21 protein-coding genes are annotated in these 20,888 nt (G+C 73.7%); 7 read left to right on the plus strand and 14 right to left on the minus strand.

Translation table 11 applies throughout. The features are described 5' to 3' along the window. Positions 1-29 precede the first annotated feature (29 nt). From FB558_RS05505 to rimO, 3 genes are all read right to left on the minus strand, one after another. Positions 30-452, minus strand: coding sequence for a helix-turn-helix domain-containing protein (locus tag FB558_RS05505; protein WP_142048719.1), 423 nt, complete (start codon positions 450-452; stop codon positions 30-32). A gap of 143 nt (positions 453-595) precedes the next feature. Further along, on the minus strand, positions 596-1,207 hold the full coding sequence (gene pgsA / locus FB558_RS05510) for a CDP-diacylglycerol--glycerol-3-phosphate 3-phosphatidyltransferase (RefSeq protein WP_142048721.1): 612 nt from the start codon (positions 1,205-1,207) through the stop codon (positions 596-598). Then, entirely contained in the window at positions 1,204-2,673 is a 1,470-nt protein-coding gene (rimO, locus tag FB558_RS05515) for a 30S ribosomal protein S12 methylthiotransferase RimO (protein WP_425467969.1), read from the minus strand. Before rimO ends, pgsA begins: the two co-directional genes overlap by 4 nt. A gap of 43 nt (positions 2,674-2,716) precedes the next feature. On the opposite strand from rimO, the gene FB558_RS05520 reads away from it, so the two are divergent. Both FB558_RS05520 and FB558_RS05525 read left to right on the plus strand, forming a co-directional pair. Further along, a complete protein-coding gene (locus tag FB558_RS05520) occupies positions 2,717-3,214 on the plus strand; it encodes an amino-acid N-acetyltransferase (protein WP_142048725.1) in 498 nt (165 codons plus the stop codon). 41 nt (positions 3,215-3,255) lie between these two features. After that, the gene (locus tag FB558_RS05525; RefSeq protein WP_142048727.1) at positions 3,256-4,101 is read left to right on the plus strand and encodes a helix-turn-helix domain-containing protein; all 846 of its coding nucleotides are present in this window, start codon (positions 3,256-3,258) and stop codon (positions 4,099-4,101) included. Positions 4,102-4,261: 160 nt separating this feature from the next. Here the strand turns inward: FB558_RS05525 and FB558_RS05530 are convergent, their stop codons facing one another. Continuing rightward, positions 4,262-5,155 (minus strand): SDR family NAD(P)-dependent oxidoreductase, encoded by an 894-nt coding sequence (locus FB558_RS05530; protein WP_142048729.1) that lies wholly within the window; start codon positions 5,153-5,155, stop codon positions 4,262-4,264. Between the two features lie 84 nt (positions 5,156-5,239). On the opposite strand from FB558_RS05530, the gene FB558_RS05535 reads away from it, so the two are divergent. Continuing rightward, on the plus strand, positions 5,240-5,884 hold the full coding sequence (locus FB558_RS05535) for a TetR family transcriptional regulator (RefSeq protein ID WP_170231193.1): 645 nt from the start codon (positions 5,240-5,242) through the stop codon (positions 5,882-5,884). 730 nt (positions 5,885-6,614) lie between these two features. Here FB558_RS05535 and FB558_RS05540 read toward each other — a convergent pair. The 3 genes from FB558_RS05540 to FB558_RS05550 form a co-directional block, all read right to left on the minus strand. Continuing rightward, the gene (locus FB558_RS05540) at positions 6,615-7,115 is read right to left on the minus strand and encodes a GNAT family N-acetyltransferase (protein ID WP_142048732.1); all 501 of its coding nucleotides are present in this window, start codon (positions 7,113-7,115) and stop codon (positions 6,615-6,617) included. Beyond that, positions 7,112-9,631: an FtsK/SpoIIIE family DNA translocase gene (locus tag FB558_RS05545; RefSeq protein ID WP_142048734.1), complete on the minus strand. Its 2,520-nt coding sequence runs from the start codon at positions 9,629-9,631 to the stop codon at positions 7,112-7,114. Before FB558_RS05545 ends, FB558_RS05540 begins: the two co-directional genes overlap by 4 nt. Before the next feature lie 95 nt (positions 9,632-9,726). Beyond that, positions 9,727-10,167: an Lrp/AsnC family transcriptional regulator gene (locus tag FB558_RS05550; RefSeq protein WP_170231194.1), complete on the minus strand. Its 441-nt coding sequence runs from the start codon at positions 10,165-10,167 to the stop codon at positions 9,727-9,729. Positions 10,168-10,250: 83 nt separating this feature from the next. Here FB558_RS05550 and lat point away from each other — a divergent pair, with 83 nt between their 5' ends. Both lat and FB558_RS05560 read left to right on the plus strand, forming a co-directional pair. Then, positions 10,251-11,561 carry an L-lysine 6-transaminase gene (lat, locus tag FB558_RS05555; protein ID WP_142048739.1) on the plus strand — a complete coding sequence of 437 codons (1,311 nt, stop codon included), beginning with the start codon at positions 10,251-10,253 and terminating at the stop codon, positions 11,559-11,561. Then, entirely contained in the window at positions 11,558-13,105 is a 1,548-nt protein-coding gene (locus FB558_RS05560) for an aldehyde dehydrogenase family protein (RefSeq protein WP_142048741.1), read from the plus strand. Before lat ends, FB558_RS05560 begins: the two co-directional genes overlap by 4 nt. A gap of 25 nt (positions 13,106-13,130) precedes the next feature. Here the strand turns inward: FB558_RS05560 and FB558_RS05565 are convergent, their stop codons facing one another. From FB558_RS05565 to FB558_RS05595, 7 genes are all read right to left on the minus strand, one after another. After that, positions 13,131-13,601, minus strand: coding sequence for a hypothetical protein (locus FB558_RS05565; protein ID WP_142048743.1), 471 nt, complete (start codon positions 13,599-13,601; stop codon positions 13,131-13,133). 190 nt (positions 13,602-13,791) lie between these two features. After that, complete coding sequence (locus tag FB558_RS05570; protein WP_246106262.1) at positions 13,792-14,574, minus strand: phytanoyl-CoA dioxygenase family protein; 783 nt, start codon at positions 14,572-14,574, stop codon at positions 13,792-13,794. A gap of 93 nt (positions 14,575-14,667) precedes the next feature. After that, entirely contained in the window at positions 14,668-15,099 is a 432-nt protein-coding gene (locus tag FB558_RS05575; protein ID WP_142048745.1) for a type II toxin-antitoxin system VapC family toxin, read from the minus strand. Beyond that, positions 15,096-15,350, minus strand: coding sequence for a type II toxin-antitoxin system Phd/YefM family antitoxin (locus FB558_RS05580; RefSeq protein WP_142048747.1), 255 nt, complete (start codon positions 15,348-15,350; stop codon positions 15,096-15,098). Before FB558_RS05580 ends, FB558_RS05575 begins: the two co-directional genes overlap by 4 nt. A gap of 98 nt (positions 15,351-15,448) precedes the next feature. Next, on the minus strand, positions 15,449-17,122 hold the full coding sequence (locus tag FB558_RS05585; RefSeq protein ID WP_246106484.1) for a ribonuclease J: 1,674 nt from the start codon (positions 17,120-17,122) through the stop codon (positions 15,449-15,451). A 175-nt stretch (positions 17,123-17,297) separates the two neighbouring features. Next, positions 17,298-18,296: a 4-hydroxy-tetrahydrodipicolinate synthase gene (gene dapA, locus FB558_RS05590; protein ID WP_211366106.1), complete on the minus strand. Its 999-nt coding sequence runs from the start codon at positions 18,294-18,296 to the stop codon at positions 17,298-17,300. Between the two features lie 71 nt (positions 18,297-18,367). Next, positions 18,368-18,991 (minus strand): TIGR03085 family metal-binding protein, encoded by a 624-nt coding sequence (locus tag FB558_RS05595; protein WP_142048751.1) that lies wholly within the window; start codon positions 18,989-18,991, stop codon positions 18,368-18,370. A gap of 97 nt (positions 18,992-19,088) precedes the next feature. On the opposite strand from FB558_RS05595, the gene FB558_RS05600 reads away from it, so the two are divergent. Next, complete coding sequence (locus tag FB558_RS05600; RefSeq protein ID WP_246106263.1) at positions 19,089-20,057, plus strand: ATP-binding cassette domain-containing protein; 969 nt, start codon at positions 19,089-19,091, stop codon at positions 20,055-20,057. Next, entirely contained in the window at positions 20,054-20,887 is an 834-nt protein-coding gene (locus FB558_RS05605) for an ABC transporter permease (protein WP_142048755.1), read from the plus strand. The genes FB558_RS05600 and FB558_RS05605 overlap by 4 nt, the downstream gene beginning before the upstream one ends. The last annotated feature ends 1 nt before the right edge of the window (position 20,888 follow it).

Here is a 20,888-nt window from a genome sequence, read left to right on the forward strand (position 1 = left end):
GGCTCCAAGGTGCTGACGATGCGTGCGCCCTACGCGGCGCGTACCGAGGCCAGGGCCACGGGCTGCGGGCTCTTCGGCTGCTGCGGCACGTGGCGCGGGGCGACCGGCGCCACCGGGGACATCGCGGGGATCGGCTCGTCGGCCCCGGACGCCAGGCGCAGGTCCATCTGCCGCAGGCCCACCGGGCGGCGCAGGCGCGCGGCCTCGGCCGTGACCGCCTCCGCCGCGATGGCTTCCGCCGCCTCGGCGAGCAGGTCGCTCAGCGCGATCTCGAGCGCCTCGCAGATGGCGGCGAGCAGCTCGCTGGAAGGTTCCTTGCGGCCACGCTCCACCTCGGAGAGGTACCCCAGGCTCACCCGGGCACGGCGCGACACGTCCCGCAGGGTGCGCCGCCGCGCCGTGCGCACACGTCGCAGGCTGCCGCCGATCGCCTCCCGCATCAGCACCGCCATGCGACCCTCCTCGCTCGTCCGCCGGCACGCCCGCACACCGCGGCCGGTGAGATCACCGTACCGACTCCGCGCCCGCCGCGTCCCCGCACGACGCGGTCCGGCGCGTACGCCCACGGCGAACACGGGGGTGCGCGCCGGTCCGATCAGCGCGTGTCGGGCACGGCGGCAGCAGCCGCGGCGCGCAACCGCACGGCGCGCAGCACGTAGTCCAGCCCGGTGAGGACGGTCAGGGCGAGGGCGATCCCGAGCACCGTCCAGCGCGCGACCTCGACCGGCCCGGTGACGCCGAGCAGCTCCGGCAGCGGCAGCAGGTACAGCCCGATGGCCACCGCCTGGCACAGGGTCTTCGCCTTGCCGCCGCGGCTCGCGGGGATGATCCCGTGCCGCAGGACCCAGAACCGCAGCACGGTGATGCCCAGCTCCCGGCCCATGATCACGATCGTGACCCACCACGGGATCTCGGCCAGCACCGAGAGCCCGATGAGCGCCGCCCCGGTGAGCGCCTTGTCCGCGATCGGGTCGGCGATCGTGCCGAACGCCGTGACGAGGCCGCGGCTGCGCGCCAGCTCCCCGTCGAACCGGTCGGTGATCGCCGCGAGCGCGAAAACACCCGTGGCCGCCAGGCGCCAGCCGGTGTCGCCACCGTCCTCGACGAACAGCACGACGAGGAACACCGGCACCAGCAGGAGCCGGACACCGGTGAGGACGTTCGCGATGTTCAGCAGCGGGGGCGGGTTCGCCGGGGCAGAGCTCACCCGGGCCCCCGGCCGGCTCCGGACGCGGCGAGCGCGCTCGACGCCACGGTCTCCCGCGGCGAGACGACGAGGTCGGCGCCCTCGGTGCCGACGACGACGGCCCGCACGAGCTCGCCGGGTCCGAGCCCGGAACCGCGCTCGAGCACGCACTCGCCGTCGACCTCGGGCGCCTGGTGGTCGGCGCGCCCGGTGCACTCGAAGTCGTCGTCCTCCGCGGCCTCGACGAGCACCGTGACCTCGGTGCCGACCCGGTCCTCGGCCCGCTGCGCCATCAGCTCGTCGACGAGCGAGGTGATCCGCTCGACGCGGGCGGCGACCTCCTCGGTCGGGAGCTTGCCGTCGTAGCCGGCCGCCTCGGTGCCGTCCTCGTCGGAGTAGCCGAAGACGCCCACCGCGTCCAGCCGCGCGCCGGTCAGGAACGCCTCCAGCTCGGCGAGGTCCTCCTCCGTCTCGCCGGGGAAGCCGACGATCACGTTGCTGCGGATCCCGGCCTCGGGGGCGAGCGCGCGGATGCGCTCGCAGAGCGCGAGGAAGTCCTCCCGCGAGCCGAACCGGCGCATCCGGCGCAGCACCGCGGGGCTCGCGTGCTGGAACGACAGGTCGAAGTAGGGCGCGACGCCCGGCGTGGTGGCGATGACCTCCAGCAGGTCCGGGCGCAGCTCGGCGGGCTGCAGGTAGGACACCCGCACCCGGTCGATGCCCGGCACGTGCGTCAGGCGGGGCAGGAGGCGGGCCAGCGCGCTGGTGCCGCCGGGCAGGTCCTTGCCGTAGGAGGTGGAGTTCTCGCTGACGAGCACGAGCTCGCGCACGCCGTGCATGCCCAGCCACGCCGCCTCGGCGACGACGTCGTCCGGCGGGCGCGACACGAACGCCCCGCGGAAGGACGGGATCGCGCAGAACGCGCAGCGGCGGTCGCAGCCGGAGGCGAGCTTCAGCGGGGCCACGGGCGCGTCGGACAGCCGCGTGCGCGCGAGGTTCGGCACCCAGGCGTGGCCGGGGACCGCGACGTCGTTCGCGGCCGCCGGGCGCTCCACGGGGGAGATCGGCAGCAACGTGCGCCGGTCGACCGGGACGTGCGGGGCGGGCGCGTGACCGCCGAGGACGTCGCCGAGCCGCTCGGCGAGCTCGGGGTAGGCGTCGAAGCCGAGCACGGCGTCGGCCTCGGGCAGGTTCTCGGCCAGCTCCGCGCCGTAGCGCTCGGCGAGGCAGCCGACGGCCACGACCTTCGCGCCGCGGGGCGCCGCCGCGTCGGAGGCCGCCAGCAGGGTGTCGATGGAGTCCTTCTTGGCCTGCTCGACGAAGCCGCAGGTGTTGACGACGATCACATCGGCGGTGCCGGAGTCGGCGTCGACCAGCTCCCACCCGCTGCCGGTCAACCGACCGGCGAGCTCCTCCGAGTCGACCTCGTTGCGGGCACAGCCGAGGGTGAGCAGGGCGGCACGCCGCGGAGCGTCGGGTTCGGGCACGCGCACCAGGGTATCGGCAGCGGTTGATCTAATCTGACGGGTCGTGGCAGAGGTGGTTGTCCGGCGGGCGCGCACCGCGGACGTCGGGACGATCAAACAGCTCGTGGACGCCTACGCGGGCCGGGTGCTCCTGGCCAAGGAGATGATCACCCTCTACGAGTCCGTGCCCGAGTTCCTCGTGGCCGAGCTCGACGGCGAGGTCGTCGGGTGCGGGGCGCTGCACGTGCTCTGGGAGGACCTCGGCGAGATCCGCACGGTCGCGGTGGACCCGCGCGTCGTCGGCCGCGGCGTCGGCCACGCCATCGTCTCCGCGCTCGTCGACGGAGCGCGCGAGCTGGGCCTGCAGCGGCTGTTCGTGCTGACGTTCGAGCGGCAGTTCTTCGGCAGGCACGGCTTCGTGGAGATCGACGGCACGCCCGTGGAACCCGACGTCTTCGCCGCGATGCTGCGCTCCTACGACACCGGCGTGGCGGAGTTCCTGGACCTGGCGCACGTGAAACCCAACACGCTGGGCAACGTGCGGATGCTGCTGCACCTGTAGAGGCACCCCGATGGTCGGGGTCCGCGCGTAGCCTCCCGGGTATGGCCGCCCCGGTCCTCGAGAGCGCGTTCCGCGCCTGCTGGCGCACGCCCGCGGCGCCGCTGCGGCCGTACGTGAGCGCGTACACGGGCTACCGGCAGGAGGCCGCACCCCCGTCGGTCCACCAGGGCGTGGCCTCGGCGCACCTGACCTTCCTGATCTGCCTCGACGGCCGCGTCGAGGTGCTCACCAACGCCGATCCGAGCAAGCCGCCGGGCAGCTTCGTCTCCGCGGTCGGCGGGCTGCACGACGCGCCGGCCCGCATCGCCCAGGGCGAGCCGCAGACCGGCTTGCAGCTGCGGCTCACCTGGCGCGGCGCACGGGCGCTGCTGGGGGTGCCCGCCGGGGCGCTGGCAGGCGACACCGTCGGTCTCGACGCGCTGCTGGGCCGCCGCGCGGCCGCCGTCACCGACCGGCTGGCCTCCGCCGACGGCTGGCCGGAGCGGTTCGCCCTGCTCGACGACGAGCTCACGGCGCTGCTGGCCGACGGGCCCGGTGAGCGCGGTGTGCGACCGGAGGTGGGGTACGCGTGGGACCGGCTCACCGCCACCGGTGGCACCCTGCGCGTCGAGGAGCTCGCCCGCGAGCTGGGCTGGAGCCGGCGCCACCTCACGGAGAAGTTCCGCACCGAGACCGGGCTCGGGCTCAAGGCGGCGGCGCGGCTGATCCGCTTCGAGGCCGCCTGCGACCGGCTGCGAGCCCCGGACCGCCCTTCGCTGGCCCAGGTGGCGGCGGAGGCGGGCTACGCCGACCAGGCGCACCTGTCCCGCGACTTCCGCGACCTGGCGGGCGAGCCGGCGACGAAGTGGCTCTCCCCCCGCCTGCCGAACGGCGCTCTCGTCGGCTAGTGTCCCCCGCCGGAAGTTCGCTGGGTAAGTCGGTGGATCCAGGTTCGCGCTGCGTGTGCCGGGCGGCGGGCCTCGTACCGGGCGTACTCGGCTCGTCGACCGGTGCGCGCAGCGTGGAGGTGGGCCGCCGAATTATTCGGCGGGCTTCCGGCGGGGGACACTAGGGGCAGACGAAGGTGCCGTTCGTCGACAAGGGGCCGCTGAGGCGTTCGCAGAGCGCCCAGATCACCTCCCGGTTGCGCGCGTCGACGGCGCAGCGCGGCCACGGGGTGGGCCGGCCGTTCGTGTCGACGTAGGTGCGGTGCACGCCGGACAGCGCGGGGTCGGACGCGAGCCGGACGCTCGAGCGGGAGGCCTTCTCGATCGCCCGGCCGCCGTAGGCGATCGGGAGGACGAGCCGCAGCAGCGGCACGAGCGGGCGGGCAGGCGCCGGGAACGTGGCGGCCGACAGGTTCCGGTTCATGTCGGTGTACGCGTGGCCCGGGTACGCCACGTTGATCGTCACCTCGTCGCCGGGGAGGCGGGTCGCGAACTCGTAGCTCATCGCCATCAGCGCGCGTTTGGTCTGGTTGATGAACCAGGGGTAGCGCCGCTCCCCCTGCAGGTTGTCGAGGTCGATCCGGCCGCGGGGCACGGCGCCGGTGACGTTCACGACCCGGGCCCGTCCCGCGGCGCGCAGCGTCGGGAGCAGCAGGTGGGTGAGCAGGAACGGCGCGAGGACGTTCGCCGCGAACATCGCCTCGACACCGTCCTCGGTGAGCTCGCGGCGGTCCCGCACGATCGCGGCGTTGTTGACCAGCACGTCCAGCCGGCCGTACCGGGCGCCCACCTCGTCGGCCAGGCGGCGCAGGTCGGCCTGCCGCGTGACGTCGGCGGTGAGCGCGTCGACGGCGTCGTTGCCGGTGTGGCGGCGCAGCTCGTCCGCGGCCGCCGCGGCGCGGTGCGGGTCGCGCCCGACGAGCACGACGCGCGCTCCCAGGCGCGCCAGCCCGCGCGCCGTCTCCTTGCCGATCCCGCCGGTGCTCCCGGTGATCACGATCGTCCGGTCCCCCATGTTCCCTCCATCTGTCGATCGGGGATCAGACTACGACACCGAGTGACAGGTTCGACAACAGATGCAGAGAAGTAGTCTCAGGTGATGGCCGAGACGCTGCGGGATCGGACCCGGCGTGCGGTGCGCGCCGAGCTCGCGGACGCCGCCGTCGCGCTGTTCGCCGAGCGCGGCTTCGACGAGACCACCGTCGAGGACATCGCCCGGGCCGTCGGCATGACCAAGCGCAGCTTCTTCCGCTACTTCCCGACGAAGGAGGACGCGGTCTTCGCCGGCACCGAGGTCCTCGTCGAGCAGGTCGTCGAGGACCTGCGTGCGCGGCCGGCGGGCGAGGACCCCTGGGAGTGCCTGCACCAGGTGCTGCGCCGCTGGCACGAGCAGATCCACACCTCGGCCACCGCGCTGGCCCACCAGCGCCTCATCGAGACGACCCCCGTTCTGCGCGCCCGTCTGCACCAGAAGCGCGAGCTCTGGCGGCACGCGGCCCGTGACGCGCTGGTCGCGCGGTCGGCGGGCGCGCTCGACACCTTCACCGCCGACCTGCTCGCGAACGCCGCCGTCGCCGTGCTCGACAGCGTCGCCGCGGAATGGGTGCGCACGGACGGCCGCGCCGACCGGACCGAGCTGCTCGACCGGGGGTTCGCCGCGCTGCGCCCGATGCCTCCTGGCGCAACGGAGGAAGCTCGCGTGAGCTCTCGCGACGCCCCGGATCGGGGCCCGGACGGCGCGTGATCGCCGCGAGACGCACGTCAGCGTCCCCACGACCGCCCTCTCGTACGTCTCGGACCTCGGCTCGCCAGGGTGATCGCCAGGAGTGGTGTGAGGGCGACAGATCTGTCGCTCTGAGGGCGACAGATCTGTCGCTCTGATACCACTTCTGCTGATCATGGCCGTTGGCGCGTTCCGCGGGACGCGCCTGCGCACGACCCGGTCGACGTCATGGGTCTTCGGCCCGCGGTCGCGGACTCATGGTGTCGATGTGGCGGTGGATTCTCTTGTGGGCGGGCCGTTCCCGGCTCGAGGCCGCTGCCGCCCGCCTCGTCCCGGTCTTGGGCGCAGTCGACCGGTTCCGCTGCCCCGCCCGTCGGCGAGGTGGCCGCGTTGGCTCAACTGCCGAATGCTGTGGCTGGCCGGGCGGCCGTCCCCGACATGGCCCAGGCCTGTTCCGGACCAGAACGTCGCTGCCGGGTGCGTGCGCACCTGGCGGTGGTCCCGTCCCGCCCCGTTCCGGTGATCATCGGACCGGTCCGAGGCCGTCCAGGCGCTCTTGATGGGCGGAAACGGGACATGCGCTGCACGGGTGCGGCTCATTTCCCGGGCCGGGTACGCCGCCGGACCGGCTGCGAGTGACGCCTGGAACAGGGGTGGGCAGCTGGTCTCGAGCCCGGTAGGGCGCGCCCACGCAAGCCGAACCCCCGCCGCACCACCCCGGCGCCGCACCGGAGGAGCTGGACCGGGCGCGTCAGGCCGCGTCGAGCAGCCGCCGGAAGCACACCCGGTCCTGCCCGGGGCCGTCGTGGTCGGTGTGCACCGGAATCCCGTCGACCTGCTTGTCTCCGGGTTCGAGGTCGAAGCCCAGCGCGCGGTGGAAGGCGACGGATCCCGTGTTCGCCGGCGAGGTGATCGCCCGTACCGTCCGCCTGCCGGCCATGGCCGCCTGCGCGAAGAACCTGCCGTAGAGGTCGCGCCCCGTGCCGGTGCCCCGCAGCTGCGGGTCGACCCCCACGAAGTGGATGTACGCCTCGTCCGCCGCGTCGGCGGAGTGGAATCCCACGAGGAACGCCCGGATCCCGGAGGCGTCCTCGACCACCAGGCTGGTCCGCGCGAAGTGCTGCAGGAACAACCTCGGCAGGAGCAGCGAGAGCTCCCGCGCCTGCTCGGGCGTCCGCGAGTCGGCCCACCAGCGCTGCACGCACCCGACGATCGCCCGGTGGTCGCCCGCCGTGGCCTGCCGGGTGTTCATTCGTCGTCCTCGCCGTCCGGGCCGCCGCCGCCGCGGATCAGCCAGAGCACGCTCTCCAGCTCGTCCGGCTTGATCAGCACCTCGCGCGCCTTCGACCCCTCCGACGGCCCGACGATGCCGCGCGTCTCCAGCAGGTCCATCAGGCGCCCGGCCTTGGCGAAGCCGACGCGCAGCTTGCGCTGCAGCATCGAGGTCGACCCGAACTGCGAGGTGACGATCAGCTCGGCGGCCTGGATCAACACGTCGAGGTCGTCGCCGATGTCGGGGTCTATCTCCTTGGCCTCGCCCTGCTTCTGCGCGGTGACGCCCTCGGTGTAGGTGGGCTCGGCCTGGTCCTTCGTGAACGCGACGACGCTCGAGATCTCCTCGTCGCTGACGTAGGCACCCTGCATGCGGACGGGCTTGCCGGCGCCCATCGGCAGGTACAGCCCGTCGCCCATGCCGATCAGCTTCTCCGCGCCGGGCTGGTCGAGGATGACGCGGGAGTCGGTGAGCGAGGACGTCGCGAACGCCAGCCGGGACGGCACGTTCGTCTTGATCAGGCCGGTCACGACGTCGACGGACGGGCGCTGCGTGGCGAGCACCAGGTGGATGCCTGCGGCGCGGGCCTTCTGGGTGATCCGCACGACCGCGTCCTCGACGTCGCGCGGCGCGGTCATCATGAGGTCGGCGAGCTCGTCGACGATGCAGAGGATGTACGGGTAGGGCCGGTACTCGCGCTCGCTGCCCAGCGGCGCGGTGATCTCGCCGGAGCGGACCTTGCGGTTGAAGTCGTCGACGTGGCGCACCCGGCTGGCCTGCATGTCCTGGTAGCGCTGCTCCATCTCCTCGACGAGCCACGCGAGCGCCGACGCCGCCTTCTTCGGCTGGGTGATGATCGGGGTGATCAGGTGCGGGATGCCCTCGTACGGGGTGAGCTCGACCATCTTCGGGTCGATGAGGATCATCCGGACCTCGTCGGGCGTGGCCCGCGACAGCAGCGACACCAGCATCGAGTTGACGAAGCTCGACTTGCCGGAGCCGGTGGAGCCGGCCACCAGCAGGTGGGGCATCTTCGCGAGGTTGGCCACGAGGAAGTGGCCCTCGATGTCCTTGCCCAGCCCGATCCCGAGCGGGTGCTGCTCGGTGCGCGCGGCGCCCGAGCGCAGCACGTCACCGAGGCGCACCATCTCGCGGTCGGTGTTGGGCACCTCGATCCCGACCGCCGACTTGCCCGGGATCGGTGCGAGCAGCCGCACGTTGTCGGTGGCGACGGCGTAGGAGATGTTGCGCTGCAGCTGCGTGATCTTCTCGACCTTCACGGCCGGGCCGAGCTCGATCTCGTAGCGGGTGACGGTGGGCCCGCGGGTGAAGCCCGTGACCTGGGCGTCGACGTTGAACTGCTCGAGCACCCCGCCGATGGCCTCGATCATCGCGTCGTTGGCGCGGCTGCGGGTCTTGGGCGCGGGCCCGGTGGGCAGCAGGTCGCTGGGCGGCAGCTTGTAGGGCTCCTGGCCCTCGGCGGTGGGCTGCACGGTCAGGCGCAGCTGCTCCCCCACGGCGCCGTCCGGCTCGGCCTCGGCGGGCGGGGTGGCCTGCACGGCCCCCGGCTTGCGCTTGGGTCGCGCGGGCTCCTCGGCGGCAGGTGCCCCCTCGGCAGCGGGCGGGTCGAGCGCCTCCGGGGTCTCGTCGGGGTCGTCGCGGTAGACGTCGGCCACCCGGGAGGCCTGCCGCCGCCGCGACGGGCGCCGCAGCGCCACCGGCGGGGTGTCGGTGACGGCCTCGCCCTGCGCACCGCTCTCGGGCTCGGGCTCCTCGACGGTCTGCCCGAGCAGCCGCCGGACCCGGTTCGGCACCGCCCGCACCGGCGTGCCCGTGAGCACCAGGAACGCGTACCCGGACAGCAGGACGAGGACGGGGACGGCCACCCAGGACGTCAGGCCGGTGGCGAGCGGGGTGGCGGCCACGTAGCCGATGGCTCCCCCGCCCTGCGACCAGAGCGCGGGGTCGTCGGGGCGGCCCGCGACGATGTGCACGAGGCCGAGCACGCCGAGGGCCAGCAGCAGCGACCCGACGGCCACCCGGGGCCGCGACTCCGGGTGCGGCGGCGTGCCCATCAGCAGCACGCCGGTGGCCACGAGCAGCACGGGCAGCACCACCGCGCCGAGCCCGACGACGGCGGCCACCGCGCCGGAGAGCCACCCCCCGACCGGCCCGCCCGCGCCCCACCAGATGCCGGCCGCCGCCACGACGCCGAGCACGAGCAGCGCGAAGCCGAGCCCGTCGCGGCGGTGGGCCGGGTCGAGCTCGCGGGTGCGGCCGACGGCCCGGCCCAGCGACCTGCCGGCGCGGGCGATGCCCCGGCCCACGCCGTCGATCCCGCGGTCGATCATGTCGGGCTGGCGCTTCGCCGGGGTCCGGCGCGTGGAACCGGACGAGCGGCGCGGCGTCGACCGGGACGTGGGCTTGCGCGCCCCGCCCCGGGACGACCGCGCCGCGGTGCCCCGTCCGCCGCCGGCGGTCGTCCGTCCTGCCATGCGTTCCACGGTATCGGGGAGGGACCCCCGGTCCGGTGACCGACACCCGTGAGTGGATACGAGTGTTGGAGCACTCGTATCCACTCACGGCCGCCTCATCGGTAGCGCGTCAGCACCACCCACGTCGTCGTCCGCACCGTCTCCCGCCAGCCCTGGATGCCGTCGAGCACGGCGTCCAGCTCGCCCGCGCTCGACGCCGTGACCAGCACCATCAGGTCGTACTCCCCCGTCACGGTCTCGATGCCGGTGACGCCGGGCAGTGCGGAGAGCCGCCGGACGTAGCCGGCGACGTCGGGGGTGCGGATCACGATGCCGACGCGGGCGCGGTGCGCGGCCTCGGAGCCCGGCAGCACGATCTCGGCGTGGTAGCCGCGGACCACGCCCTCGCGCTCCAGGCGCTGGACGCGCGCGAGCACGGCGGTGCGCGACAGCCCGACGGCGCGCCCGAGGTCCGCCATCGAGGCGCGGCCGTCGGCCGCGAGGAGCGCGAGCACCTTGCGGTCGAGGTCGTCGAGCTGACGATCCGTCGGTGACACGGCGCACATCGTGGCACTTCGTGGTCGGATCCCGACGCTCGGAGTCGTGTGCCGTGACGATCACCGCTCCGACACTGGTGCGCATGACCGTCACCCCGGACCGCGTCCACGAGACCCAGGTCATGGAGATACTGCGCCGCCACCTGCTCGTCGACGGCTTCGACCTGGTGCTCGACACCCGCGCCAGCCGGGGGTCGTGGCTCGTCGACGCCCGCGACGGCACGCGTTGGCTCGACATGTTCAGCTTCTTCGCCTCCGCGCCCCTGGGGATGAACCACCCGGCGCTCGCCGACGACCCGGCGTTCCTGGCGGAGCTCACCGAGGCGGCGGTCAACAAGCCGTCGAACTCCGACATCTACACCGTCCAGATGGCGGCGTTCGTCGAGACGTTCGAGCGGGTCCTCGGCGATCCCGCCCTGCCGCACCTGTTCCTCGTGGAGGGTGGCGCGCTCGCCGTCGAGAACGCGTTGAAGACCGCGTTCGACTGGAAGCGCAGGCACAACGCCATGCTGGGACGTCCTGCCGACCGGGGCACGAAGGTCCTGCACCTGCGCAAGGCGTTCCACGGCCGCAGCGGCTACACGCTCTCGCTGACCAACACCGACCCGGTCAAGACGGCCCTGTTCCCGACGTTCGACTGGCCCCGCATCGACGTGCCCGCGCTGCGCTTCCCGCTCGACCGCGGCGAGGTCGAGGCCGCGGAGGCCCGCGCGCTGGAGCAGGCCCGCGCCGCGTTCGCGGCCCACCCGCACGACATCGCCTGCTTCATCGCCGAGCCGATCCAGGGCGAGGGCGGCGACAACCACATGCGGGCCGAGTTCCTGCAGGCGATGCAGTCCCTGTGCCACGAGCACGACGCCCTGTTCGTGCTCGACGAGGTGCAGACCGGCGGCGGGATGACCGGCACCGCGTGGGCATACCAGCAGCTGGGCCTGACGCCCGACGTCGTCGCGTTCGGCAAGAAGCTGCAGGTCTGCGGGATCATGGCGGGCGGGCGCGTGGACGAGGTGCCCGACAACGTGTTCGCCGTGTCGTCGCGGATCAACTCGACGTGGGGCGGCGGGCTCGCCGACATGGTCCGCTCGCGCCGCTACCTCGAGGTCATCGAGTCCGACGGGCTGGTCGAACGCGCCGCGGTGCTGGGCAAGCGGCTGCTGGACGGGCTCGGAGGCGTCCCCGGGATCGACAACGTGCGCGGGCGCGGCCTGTTCGTCGCGGTCGACCTCCCCACGCCGGAGGCGCGCGCCGCCGCCGTCGCCCGGCTGCACCGCGACGAGAAGGTGCTGATCCTCGGTGGCGGTGAGCGCTCGATCCGCTTCCGGCCCGCCCTGACCGTCGGCGAGGACGAGCTCGACCTCGCGGTCGCGGCGCTGGCGCGGGCGGTGCGGTCGTGACGCGCCCCGTCGGCTCCTTCGTCGGAGGCAAGTGGCTCGAGGACGCTCCCGGTGGCCGCCTGGTCTCGGTCGATCCGGCCCGCGAGGAGCCGGTGGCCGAGGCGCTGCTCGCCGACGCCGAGAAGTTCGTCGACGCCTGCCGCACCGCCCGCGACGCGCAGCGCGGCTGGGCCGCCGTTCCCGCTCCGGTGCGCGGCCGGGTGGTCGAGCAGATCGGTCGCCTGGTCGAGGCCAACGCCGACGCCCTGTCCGCCCTCGTCACCCGCGAGATCGGCAAGCCGATCAGCGAGGCGCGCGGCGAGGTGCAGGAGGTGATCGACACCTGCTCCTTCTTCGCCGGGGAGGGTCGACGCCTCTACGGGCAGACGGTGCCCAGCGAGATGCCCGACAAGCAGCTGTTCACCTTCCGCGTGCCGGTCGGCGTCGCCGCGATCGTGACGGCGGGGAACTTCCCCGTTGCGGTGCCGTCCTGGTACCTCGTGCCCGCCCTGCTCTGCGGCAACGCGGTCGTCTGGAAGCCCGCGGAGTACACCCCGGCGATCGCGCAGGCGTTCACCGAGCTGTTCGTCCGCGGCGGGCTGCCCGACGGCGTGCTGAACACGGTGCTCGCCGACGGCCCCACGACCTCCGACGGGCTCGCACGGGCCCTCGACGCCGGGCTCGTCGACAAGATCGGCTTCACCGGCTCGTCCGCGGTCGGGACGCGGATCGGCGAGCTGGCCGGTCGGCACCTGCAGAACCCGTGCCTGGAGCTGGGCGGCAAGAACCCGCTGGTCGTCATGCCCGACGCCGACCTCGACCTGGCCGTCGAGGGCGCGCTGTTCTCCGGGTTCGGCACCGCGGGGCAGCGCTGCACGTCGCTGGGCACCGCGATCGTGCACGCTGGCGTGCACGACGGGTTCCTGAGCCGCCTCGACGCCGCCGTGCGCGGCGCCGCGATCGGCGACCCCACCCGCGCCGACGTCCTGTACGGGCCGATGATCTCGCAGCGGTTCCTGGACGCGTTCGAGCAGCACCTCGGGCTCGTCGAGTCGCACCACGCGCTGCACGGCTCGACCGGCACCGGCCGGATCACCCCGGCCAACCCGCGCGGGGAGTTCACCGGCGAGCCGGGTCTCTACGCCCACCCCACGATCGTCGACGGCGTCCGCGAGGGCGACGCGCTGTACCGGACCGAGACGTTCGGGCCGGTCATCGGCATCGCGGAGTTCGAGACGTTCGACGAGGCCGTCGCGCTCGCGAACGGGCACGGCTACGGCCTGTCGGCGTCGATCTACACCTCCACCCCGGTGCACGCGTTCCGGTTCCGGGAACGGGTGAGCGCGGGCATGGTCAGCGTGAACAACTCGACGTCCGGGGCCGAGGCGCACCTGCCCTTCGGCGGCAACGGGCGCTCGGGCAACGGCAGCCGCCAGTCCGGCATCTGGGTGCTGGACCAGTTCACGCGCTGGCAGTCGATGAACTGGGACTACGCCGGGAAGCTGCAGAAGGCGCAGATGGACACGGCGGTGCTGCCGAGCGACCCGGGCTTCCGCCTCCCCTGAGGGCGGACGCCTCCGGCGGGGACTACTAGGAGCGGCGGTCCGGCTCGTCGTCCTCGGCGCCCGCCTTGCGGATGTCGTCGGCGACGAGCTCCTTGAACGGGTGCAGCCGCTCGTAGAGCTCCTCCGGCGCGACGGCCTCCTCCGGCTCACGCGTGCCGAGGATCCACGGCGCCGCCTCGACCGCCGTGTCCCACGCCGACTCGTCGGCCGGCTGGGCCGCGCGCCCGCCGCCCGGTGGCGGGCCGTCCGCGCCGTCCGGGCCGGACGGCTCGGGCGCGGGGCCGATCCCGTCGAGGTAGACGTTGTGGAAGCCGCGGCGCTCCTCCTCGTGGAACTCGATCCGGGCCCGCTTGCCCCGGAAGCGCATTGCCTCCTTGCCGATGCGGTCGCGGAAGGTCGTGTACTCGGTGGCGTCGTCGTCGCGCAGGACGAACCGGGTCGTGCCGGACCGCCCGGTCAGCTCCTCGACCTCGCGCACCTGCACCTCACGCTCCACGCCGGCGGAGTACCCCACTACCCGCCCGATCAGCCGATCACCGGCTCTTCGCCGGTGACGACACGCAGCGCAGGTTCGACCTGCGGGAGGTCTCCGCCAGCTCGGCGGGCACGGTGTTCCTGACCTGCGGCCGGAGCTCCTCCCCCACCTGATCGAACCGCTTCGGCCTCACCTTCCTGGACCCTTGCCGTTACCGCTCCCGGCCGAGGCCGCGCAGGACGGCCCGCTCGACCGCGGAGCGCTCGCCGTCGGCACCGTCCAACCGCAGGTCGGCGACCGGTTCCAAGGGCGGCTGCGCCATGAACCGGGGCCGCGTGCCGTGGTGCGGCTGCGCGGAGTGCACGACGAACGGGTGCACCAGGTAGACGTCGCCCGCGGCGCCGACCGCGTCGACGACCGGCCGGTGCGCCGTCGCCGGGACGGCCTCCCCGGCGAACGCGAAGAACTCCGCGCCCTCGTCGCCGTGGGGTGCGAGCAGCGCCGCGACGTCGAGGTGCGAGCCCACGCGGATCCGGGTCGGGGCGTCGTCCGGGCCGACGTCGGAGTAGAGGAACAGCATCAGGAGGGCCCGCCCGTGCGAGCGGATGTCGAGCCGCGGCTCACCACCGGGGCCGGCGTAGCTGGCCTCGACGTGCCATCCCGCGTCGCCGGGATCGTCGGGATGCGGGAACCGGATCGGGAAGGTGCCCATCCCGATCCGCGGGCGCCACCGCCCGGGCCCGACGAGCGCGTCGAAGGCGGCGTGCAACGCGGGCGTGTTGGCCGATGCGGTGAACGGCTCGTCGGCCATCCCCTCGATCCGCACGACCGGTCTGGTCCACGTCGCGGGCTCGTCCGGGCGGGCGTCGAGGCGCTGCCACAGCAGGTCCCGGCAGGTGGCGGCTAGGGACGTGTCGAAAGCGCCGGGCAGGTGCACGAACCCGTCGCGGACGAATGCCTCGGTCCGTTCGGCCGGCCACATCAGCTCGTTCATCGCACCGCATCCTGCGGGGTGGGCGGCGGTCGGTCGACCGGTTTCGGCGGCCCGAGATCGGTCGATCATCCTCCGACGACGGTGATCGGGCGCTCAGGGCGCCTGGTTCGTGTCGTAGGTCGCCACTCCACGTTCCCGCCACGCGGCCAGCAGGTGGTGGTCTCCGGTGGCGGCCACGAGGTCGTCGTCGGAGAGCTGCTCCGCCGCGGCGCAGTGGACGGCGTCGTAGCCCCGCAGACCCAGGGCGTGCGCCGCATCGGCTGCGGCCCGGGCCAGCGGCTCGTCGATCTCGATGACGTCGAGCTCCGACCAGAGGTCGTCGAGCAGGTCCCGCGCCCGCCGGTGCCGGGCCCGGTCGAGGCGCGCCATCCGCTCGGCCTGCGCGAGAGCCGCGGCCGTCTCGACGTACAGCAGCCGGCACGTCACGACCGCGTCGGCGGAGTCCCAGAACCGCCGGCACACCGCGCTCGACGGTTCGGCGACGAGCAGCGGGACGAACGCGGACGTGTCGAGGTAGCCGATCACCGCCGCTGGTCGTCGACGAGATCGGACACGGACCCGGAGCTCTCCACCGGATCCGGTGCCGGTCGCCTGCGACGGGCCGCGGGACGGACCCGACCTTCGGCACGCAGCTGTTCCAGACGGCTGAGCCGCTCGACCGGGACGATGCGGGCGATGGGCCGCCCGTGGTCGGTCACGGTGACGGTCGCACCTCGCCGCACCTCGGCGAGGTGCCTGCTCAACCCGTCGCGCAGCTCCCTGATCCCGATCTCCACGCCGACCTCCGGTGGCTACATCAATGGTCGCAATTGTAGCCACGCCCGCGTCACGACGCCGTCCGCCGACCCGTTACCGCCCGAGACCCACCCGGGGCTCAGACCGCGATGACCGTCGGCACGATCATCGGGCGGCGGCGGTAGGTCTCCCCCACCCACTTGCCCACGACCCGGCGCACCGACTGGGCGATGCGGTGGGTGTCGGTGATGCCTTCGGCCTCGGTGCGGGAGAGCTCGTCCTCGACCATCGGCAGCACGGCGTCGAGCGCCTTCGGGTCGTCGGAGAACCCGCGCCCCGACAGCGTGGGGCGCGAGACGGCGCGGCCGGTGTTGGCGTCGACGGCCACCGTGATCGAGATGAACCCGCCCTCGCCCAGCACCAGCCGGTCACCCAGCGTGCTCTCGCCGATGTCGCCGACGGCCAGCCCGTCGACGTACACCCGCCCGACCTCGACGCGCCCGCTGATGGCCGCGCGGCCGTCGACGAGGTCGACCACCACGCCGTCCTCGGCGAGCACCACGGCGTCCTCGGGCACCCCGGTCTGCACGGCGAGGCGGCGGTTGGCGCGCAGGTGCCGCCACTCGCCGTGCACCGGCATGACGTTGCTCGGCCGGACGGCGTTGTAGAGGAACAGCAGCTCACCGGCCGGGGAGTGGCCCGACACGTGCACCTTGGCCGTGCCCTGGTGCACGACGGTGGCGCCGAGGCGCGTGAGGCCGTTGATGACCGCGAAGACCGCCGTCTCGTTGCCCGGGATCAACGAGCTGGCGAGGATGATCGTGTCCTCCGGCTGGATGCGCACCGAGCGGTGGTCGCCGCGGGCCATCCGGGCGAGCGCGGACAGCGGCTCCCCCTGCGAACCGGTGGAGACGATCACGAGCTTCTCGTCGGGCAGCTCCATCGCGTCGTCCAGCTCGACGAGCAGCCCGTCGGGCACGTTCAGGAAGCCCAGCTCGGCGGCCAGGCCCATGTTGCGCACCATCGAGCGCCCGACCAGGCACACCTTCCGCCCGTGCTCCGCGGCGGCGTCGAGCACCTGCTGCACGCGGTGGACGTGGCTCGCGAAGCAGGCGACGATGATCCGGGCGTCGGCGCGGTGGAACACCCCGTCGAGCACCGGGCCGATCTCCCGCTCGGAGATCACGAAACCGGGGACGTCGGCGTTCGTGGAGTCGACGAGGAACAGGTCGACACCCTCGTCGCCGAGCCGGGAGAACCCGGCGAGGTCGGTGAGCCGCCCGTCCAGCGGCAGCTGGTCGAGCTTGATGTCACCCGTGTGCAGCACCAGCCCGGCGGGGGTGCGGATCGCGACGGCCAGCGCGTCGGGGATCGAGTGGTTCACCGCGAAGTACTCGCAGTCGAACGTGCCGTGGTGCAGCCGCTCCCCCTCCTTCACCTCCAGGAGGTGCGGGGTGAGCCGGTGCTCCTTGCACTTGGCCGCGACGAGCGCGAGCGTGAACCGCGAGCCGACGATCGTGAGGTCCGGCCGCTGGCGCAGCAGGAACGGCACGGCGCCGATGTGGTCCTCGTGGCCGTGGGTGAGCACGAGCGCGTCGATGTCGTCGAGGCGGTCCTCGATGGCCCGGAAGTCGGGCAGGATCAGGTCGACGCCCGGCGAGTCCTCGGCCGGGAAGAGCACCCCGCAGTCCACGACGAGCAACCGCCCGTCGTACTCGAAGACCGTCATGTTGCGGCCGATCTCGCCGATGCCGCCGAGCGCGACGACGCGCAGGGCGCCGTCCGGCAGCACCGGTGGCGGCCCGGCGGGCAGCTCGGCCCGGTTGACCTCCTCGGGCGGGGCGGCGGGGGCGGGACGGGCGCGATCGCGCCGGGGCGGCCGCGAACGACGGTCGGACCGGGGGCGGTCGGACCGCGCGGGTGGACGACTCAAGCTCTTCTTCCTCGCAGTACGGTTGCGCTCGGCGCGCTCGGCGCCGCGCAGGGGGTCAGTGTTGGTAGGCCACCTCGGCGCCGAGGTCGGCCGCGGCCCGCGCGCCGAGGGCGCCGTGGCCGAGGTCGGTGCGACGGTCGGTGGCGAGCGCGATCCCGGCGGCCTGCAGGTCGCCCGAGATCGCGGCCACCTGCTCCTCGGTGGCGGGCGGCAGCGGCAGCCGGGGGTCGCCGACGTCGAGGCCGCGCAGGCGCAGCGCCGTCTTCGCGAAGACCACCCCGCCGACGCGCCCCATCGCGCGGATCAGCGGCAGGGTGGCGTAGTGCAGGTTGCGGGCCCGGTCGACCTCGCCCGCCTCGTACGCGTCGAGCATCTCGCGCAGCCGGTTGGCCGCCACGTGCCCGATCACGCTGACGAACCCGACCGCGCCGACCGAGAGCCACGGCAGGTTCACCGGGTCGTCGCCGGAGTAGTAGGCGAGCGTGGTGGTGGCGAGCACCTCGGTGCCGACGCGCAGGTCGTTGCGCGCATCCTTCACCGCGACGATCCGCGGGTGCTCGGCGAGCCGCTGCAGCGTCTCCACCTCGATCGGGATGACGCTGCGCGGCGGGATGTCGTAGAGCATCACCGGCAGGTCCGTGGCGTCGGCCACGGCCGTGAAGTGCAGCACGAGACCCGACTGCGGCGGCCGCGAGTAGTACGGCGTGACCAGCAGCAGCCCGTGCGCACCCGCCTTCTCGGCCTGGCGCGCCAGCTCGATGCTGTGGGCGGTGTCGTACGTGCCCGCCCCGGCCACCACCGTGGCGCGGTCCCCGACCGCGTTGACCACGGCCCGGACCACCTCGGACTTCTCCTTGTCGGTGGTGGTGGGCCCCTCCCCCGTGGTGCCGTTGACCACGAGGCCGTCGTTGCCCAGATCGACGAGGTGACCGGCCAGCTCCTCGGCCTTCGCGAGGTCCAGGCGGCCATCGGCGTCGAAGGGCGTGACCATCGCGGTCAGCATCCGGCCGAACGGGCGGCCGGGCGGCCGCAGTCCAGGGGCGATGGGGCTCATGGGGAGACGGTACCCCCGCGGCCCCGGCCCGAAGCGCCTGGACGCGACCCTCGCACCCCCGCGGGGCGCGTTCAGACCCCTCGCGGCGTCCGGCGCAGCGCCTCGACGTCGCCGTGCTCCCCCTGCAGTTCGACCCGGGCGGCCTCGCGCCCGAACGCGAACAGGACGAGCTCGCCGGGCTCCCCGACCACCGTCACGACGCCGGGACCGGTCCGCACCGCGTACCGCTGCCCCGAGGGCCGCGCCAGCACCACGCCGACCGGGCTACGCCGCATCAGCACACCCAGCCGGCGCACGCCGGCCCAGAGCGCGGTGTCGCGGTCCACGTCGGGCTCGCGCGGTTCCCAGCCCGGCTCGCCGCGGCGCACGTCCTCGTGGTGGACGAAGAACTCCGTGCCGTTCGCTGCGGCGTCGACCCGCTCGATCCGCAGCGGCGACCACTCCTGCGGGCCGCCCCGGAACAGCGCGACCGCCTCCGCCCACGGCATGTCGCGGTAGGCGTCCATCGCCCGCTCGGTGACCCCGGCCAGCGGGGGCACCAGCGCACCGGCGGCCGCCCAGGTCTTCCGCTCGCGGACCAGCAGGTGGGCCAGCAGGTCGCGGGTGGTCCAGCCGGTGCACAGGGTGGGCCGGTCGGGGCCGACGCGCTCCAGCTCGGCGCTGAGCGCCGCGCGCTCCCGGGTTGCGAGGCTCATGCACCCGACCCTACTGACGGGCGGGCTCCCCGGGCCGCTTTCACGCGTGAAGGCGCGGCGAGGGCCGGGTGAAACCGGCCCGCCGCACCCTCCACCCGTGACGACATCCCCGACACCCCCCGCCGTCCGCACCGAGGGGCTGGTGAAGGCGTTCGGCGCCCACCGCGCCGTCGACGGCATCGACCTCGAGGTGGCGCCCGGAGAGGTCTTCGGCGTCCTCGGCCCGAACGGCGCGGGCAAGACGACCGTGCTGCGCATGCTGGCCACGCTGCTCGCGATCGACGACGGGCACGCCGAGGTCTTCGGCGTCGACGTGCGCCGCCACCCCCACCGGATCCGCCAGCTCATCGGCCTCACCGGGCAGTACGCCTCGGTCGACGAGAACCTCACCGCCGCCGAGAACCTGTGGCTGTTCGGCCGGCTCCAGGGCCTGCCCTCCGCCACGGCCCGCCGCACCGCCACGCGGCTGCTCGGGCGGTTCGGGCTCGAGGAGGCCGCGAACCGCCCGATCTCGCAGTTCTCCGGCGGCATGCGCCGCCGCCTCGACCTGGCCGCCAGCCTCATCACCCGCCCACCGCTGATCTTCCTCGACGAGCCGACGACCGGGCTGGACCCGCGAACCCGCGGCCAGATGTGGGACACGATCCGCGCGCTCGTCGACGACGGCGCCACGGTGCTGCTCACCACCCAGTACCTCGACGAGGCCGACCAGCTCGCCGACCGGATCGCGGTGATCGACCGGGGTCGCAAGGTCGCCGAGGGCACCCCCGACGCGCTGAAGTCCTCCGTCGGCAACTCCTCGCTGCACCTGCTGCTCACCGAGCCTGCGCACACCGCAACCGCCGCGGACACCGTGCAGGGCCTGCTGGGCACCGAACCCGTGCTCTCCCCCGAGCGGGGCCGCATCACCGTCCCCCTCGACCGCCCCGACGACGCCGCCGACGTCCTCGTCGCGCTGCGCGCGCGGGAGATATCCATCGCCTCGGTGAGCGTGCAGAAGCCCAGCCTCGACGAGGTCTTCCTCGCGCTCACCGGCCACGACACCACACTGGAGCAGTCCGCATGACCACCCTCCTCGCCGAACCGGCCCGCGCCACGGGCCCCGACCGGGTCGCCATGACGCGCACCCGCATCACGCTGGGCGAGACCGCGCGCCAGACCATGATCCTGGCCTGGCGCGCGACGAAGAAGATGCGCCGCAACGGCGAGCAGTTCTTCGACGTGACGTTCCAGCCGATCCTGTTCACCGCGATGTTCGCCTTCATCTTCGGCGGGGCGATCGCCGGGGACGTCGCGAGCTACCTGCCGCTGATGATCCCCGGGATCCTCGCGCAGACCACGCTGACAGCCTGCATGGCGACCGGTGTGCAGCTGCGCGAGGACATGGACAAGGGGGTGTTCGACCGGTTCAAGTCACTGCCGATCGCCCGCATCGCCCCGCTCGCCGGCCCGATGGTCGCCGACCTGCTGCGCTACGCGATCGCCGCCACGCTCACGTTCGCGATGGGCCTCCTCCTGGGCTACCGGCCCGGCGGAGGAGTGCTCGGGGTCGTCGCGGGCGGCCTGGTCGCGGTGGTCGCCGGGTGGTCGCTCGCGTGGGTCTTCACCTGGGTCGGGACGATCGCCCGCAGCGCCCAGAGCGTCCAGGGCATCTCGATGATGATCATGTTCCCGCTGACGTTCCTGTCCAACGCCTTCGTCCCCGTGGAGACCCTGCCGGGCTGGCTCGCCGGGTTCGTGCAGGTCAACCCGGTGTCCCACGTGGTCTCCGCGGTCCGGGCCCTCGCCAACACCGGCAGCCTGACCGCCGACGTCGGCTGGGCGCTGCTCGGCTGCGCCGTCGTGGTCGCGATCTTCGCGCCGCTGTCGGTGGCGACGTTCCGCCGGCGGATGTGAC

It is taken from the genome of Pseudonocardia kunmingensis (genome assembly GCF_006716445.1).
Classification (GTDB): domain Bacteria; phylum Actinomycetota; class Actinomycetes; order Mycobacteriales; family Pseudonocardiaceae; genus Pseudonocardia; species Pseudonocardia kunmingensis.

Coding starts and splice junctions, on each gene's coding strand:
- FB558_RS05595 (WP_142048751.1), bottom strand. CDS start 18,991: ATGAGCCTCGCAACCCGGGAGCGCGCGGCGCTCAGCGCCGAGCTGGAG.
- FB558_RS05505 (WP_142048719.1), bottom strand. CDS start 452: ATGGCGGTGCTGATGCGGGAGGCGATCGGCGGCAGCCTGCGACGTGTG.
- FB558_RS05525 (WP_142048727.1), top strand. CDS start 3,256: ATGGCCGCCCCGGTCCTCGAGAGCGCGTTCCGCGCCTGCTGGCGCACG.
- FB558_RS05605 (WP_142048755.1), top strand. CDS start 20,054: ATGACCACCCTCCTCGCCGAACCGGCCCGCGCCACGGGCCCCGACCGG.
- FB558_RS05530 (WP_142048729.1), bottom strand. CDS start 5,155: ATGGGGGACCGGACGATCGTGATCACCGGGAGCACCGGCGGGATCGGC.
- FB558_RS05540 (WP_142048732.1), bottom strand. CDS start 7,115: ATGAACACCCGGCAGGCCACGGCGGGCGACCACCGGGCGATCGTCGGG.
- FB558_RS05570 (WP_246106262.1), bottom strand. CDS start 14,574: ATGAACGAGCTGATGTGGCCGGCCGAACGGACCGAGGCATTCGTCCGC.
- FB558_RS05535 (WP_170231193.1), top strand. CDS start 5,240: ATGGCCGAGACGCTGCGGGATCGGACCCGGCGTGCGGTGCGCGCCGAG.
- FB558_RS05545 (WP_142048734.1), bottom strand. CDS start 9,631: ATGGCAGGACGGACGACCGCCGGCGGCGGACGGGGCACCGCGGCGCGG.
- dapA (WP_211366106.1), bottom strand. CDS start 18,296: ATGAGCCCCATCGCCCCTGGACTGCGGCCGCCCGGCCGCCCGTTCGGC.
- lat (WP_142048739.1), top strand. CDS start 10,251: ATGACCGTCACCCCGGACCGCGTCCACGAGACCCAGGTCATGGAGATA.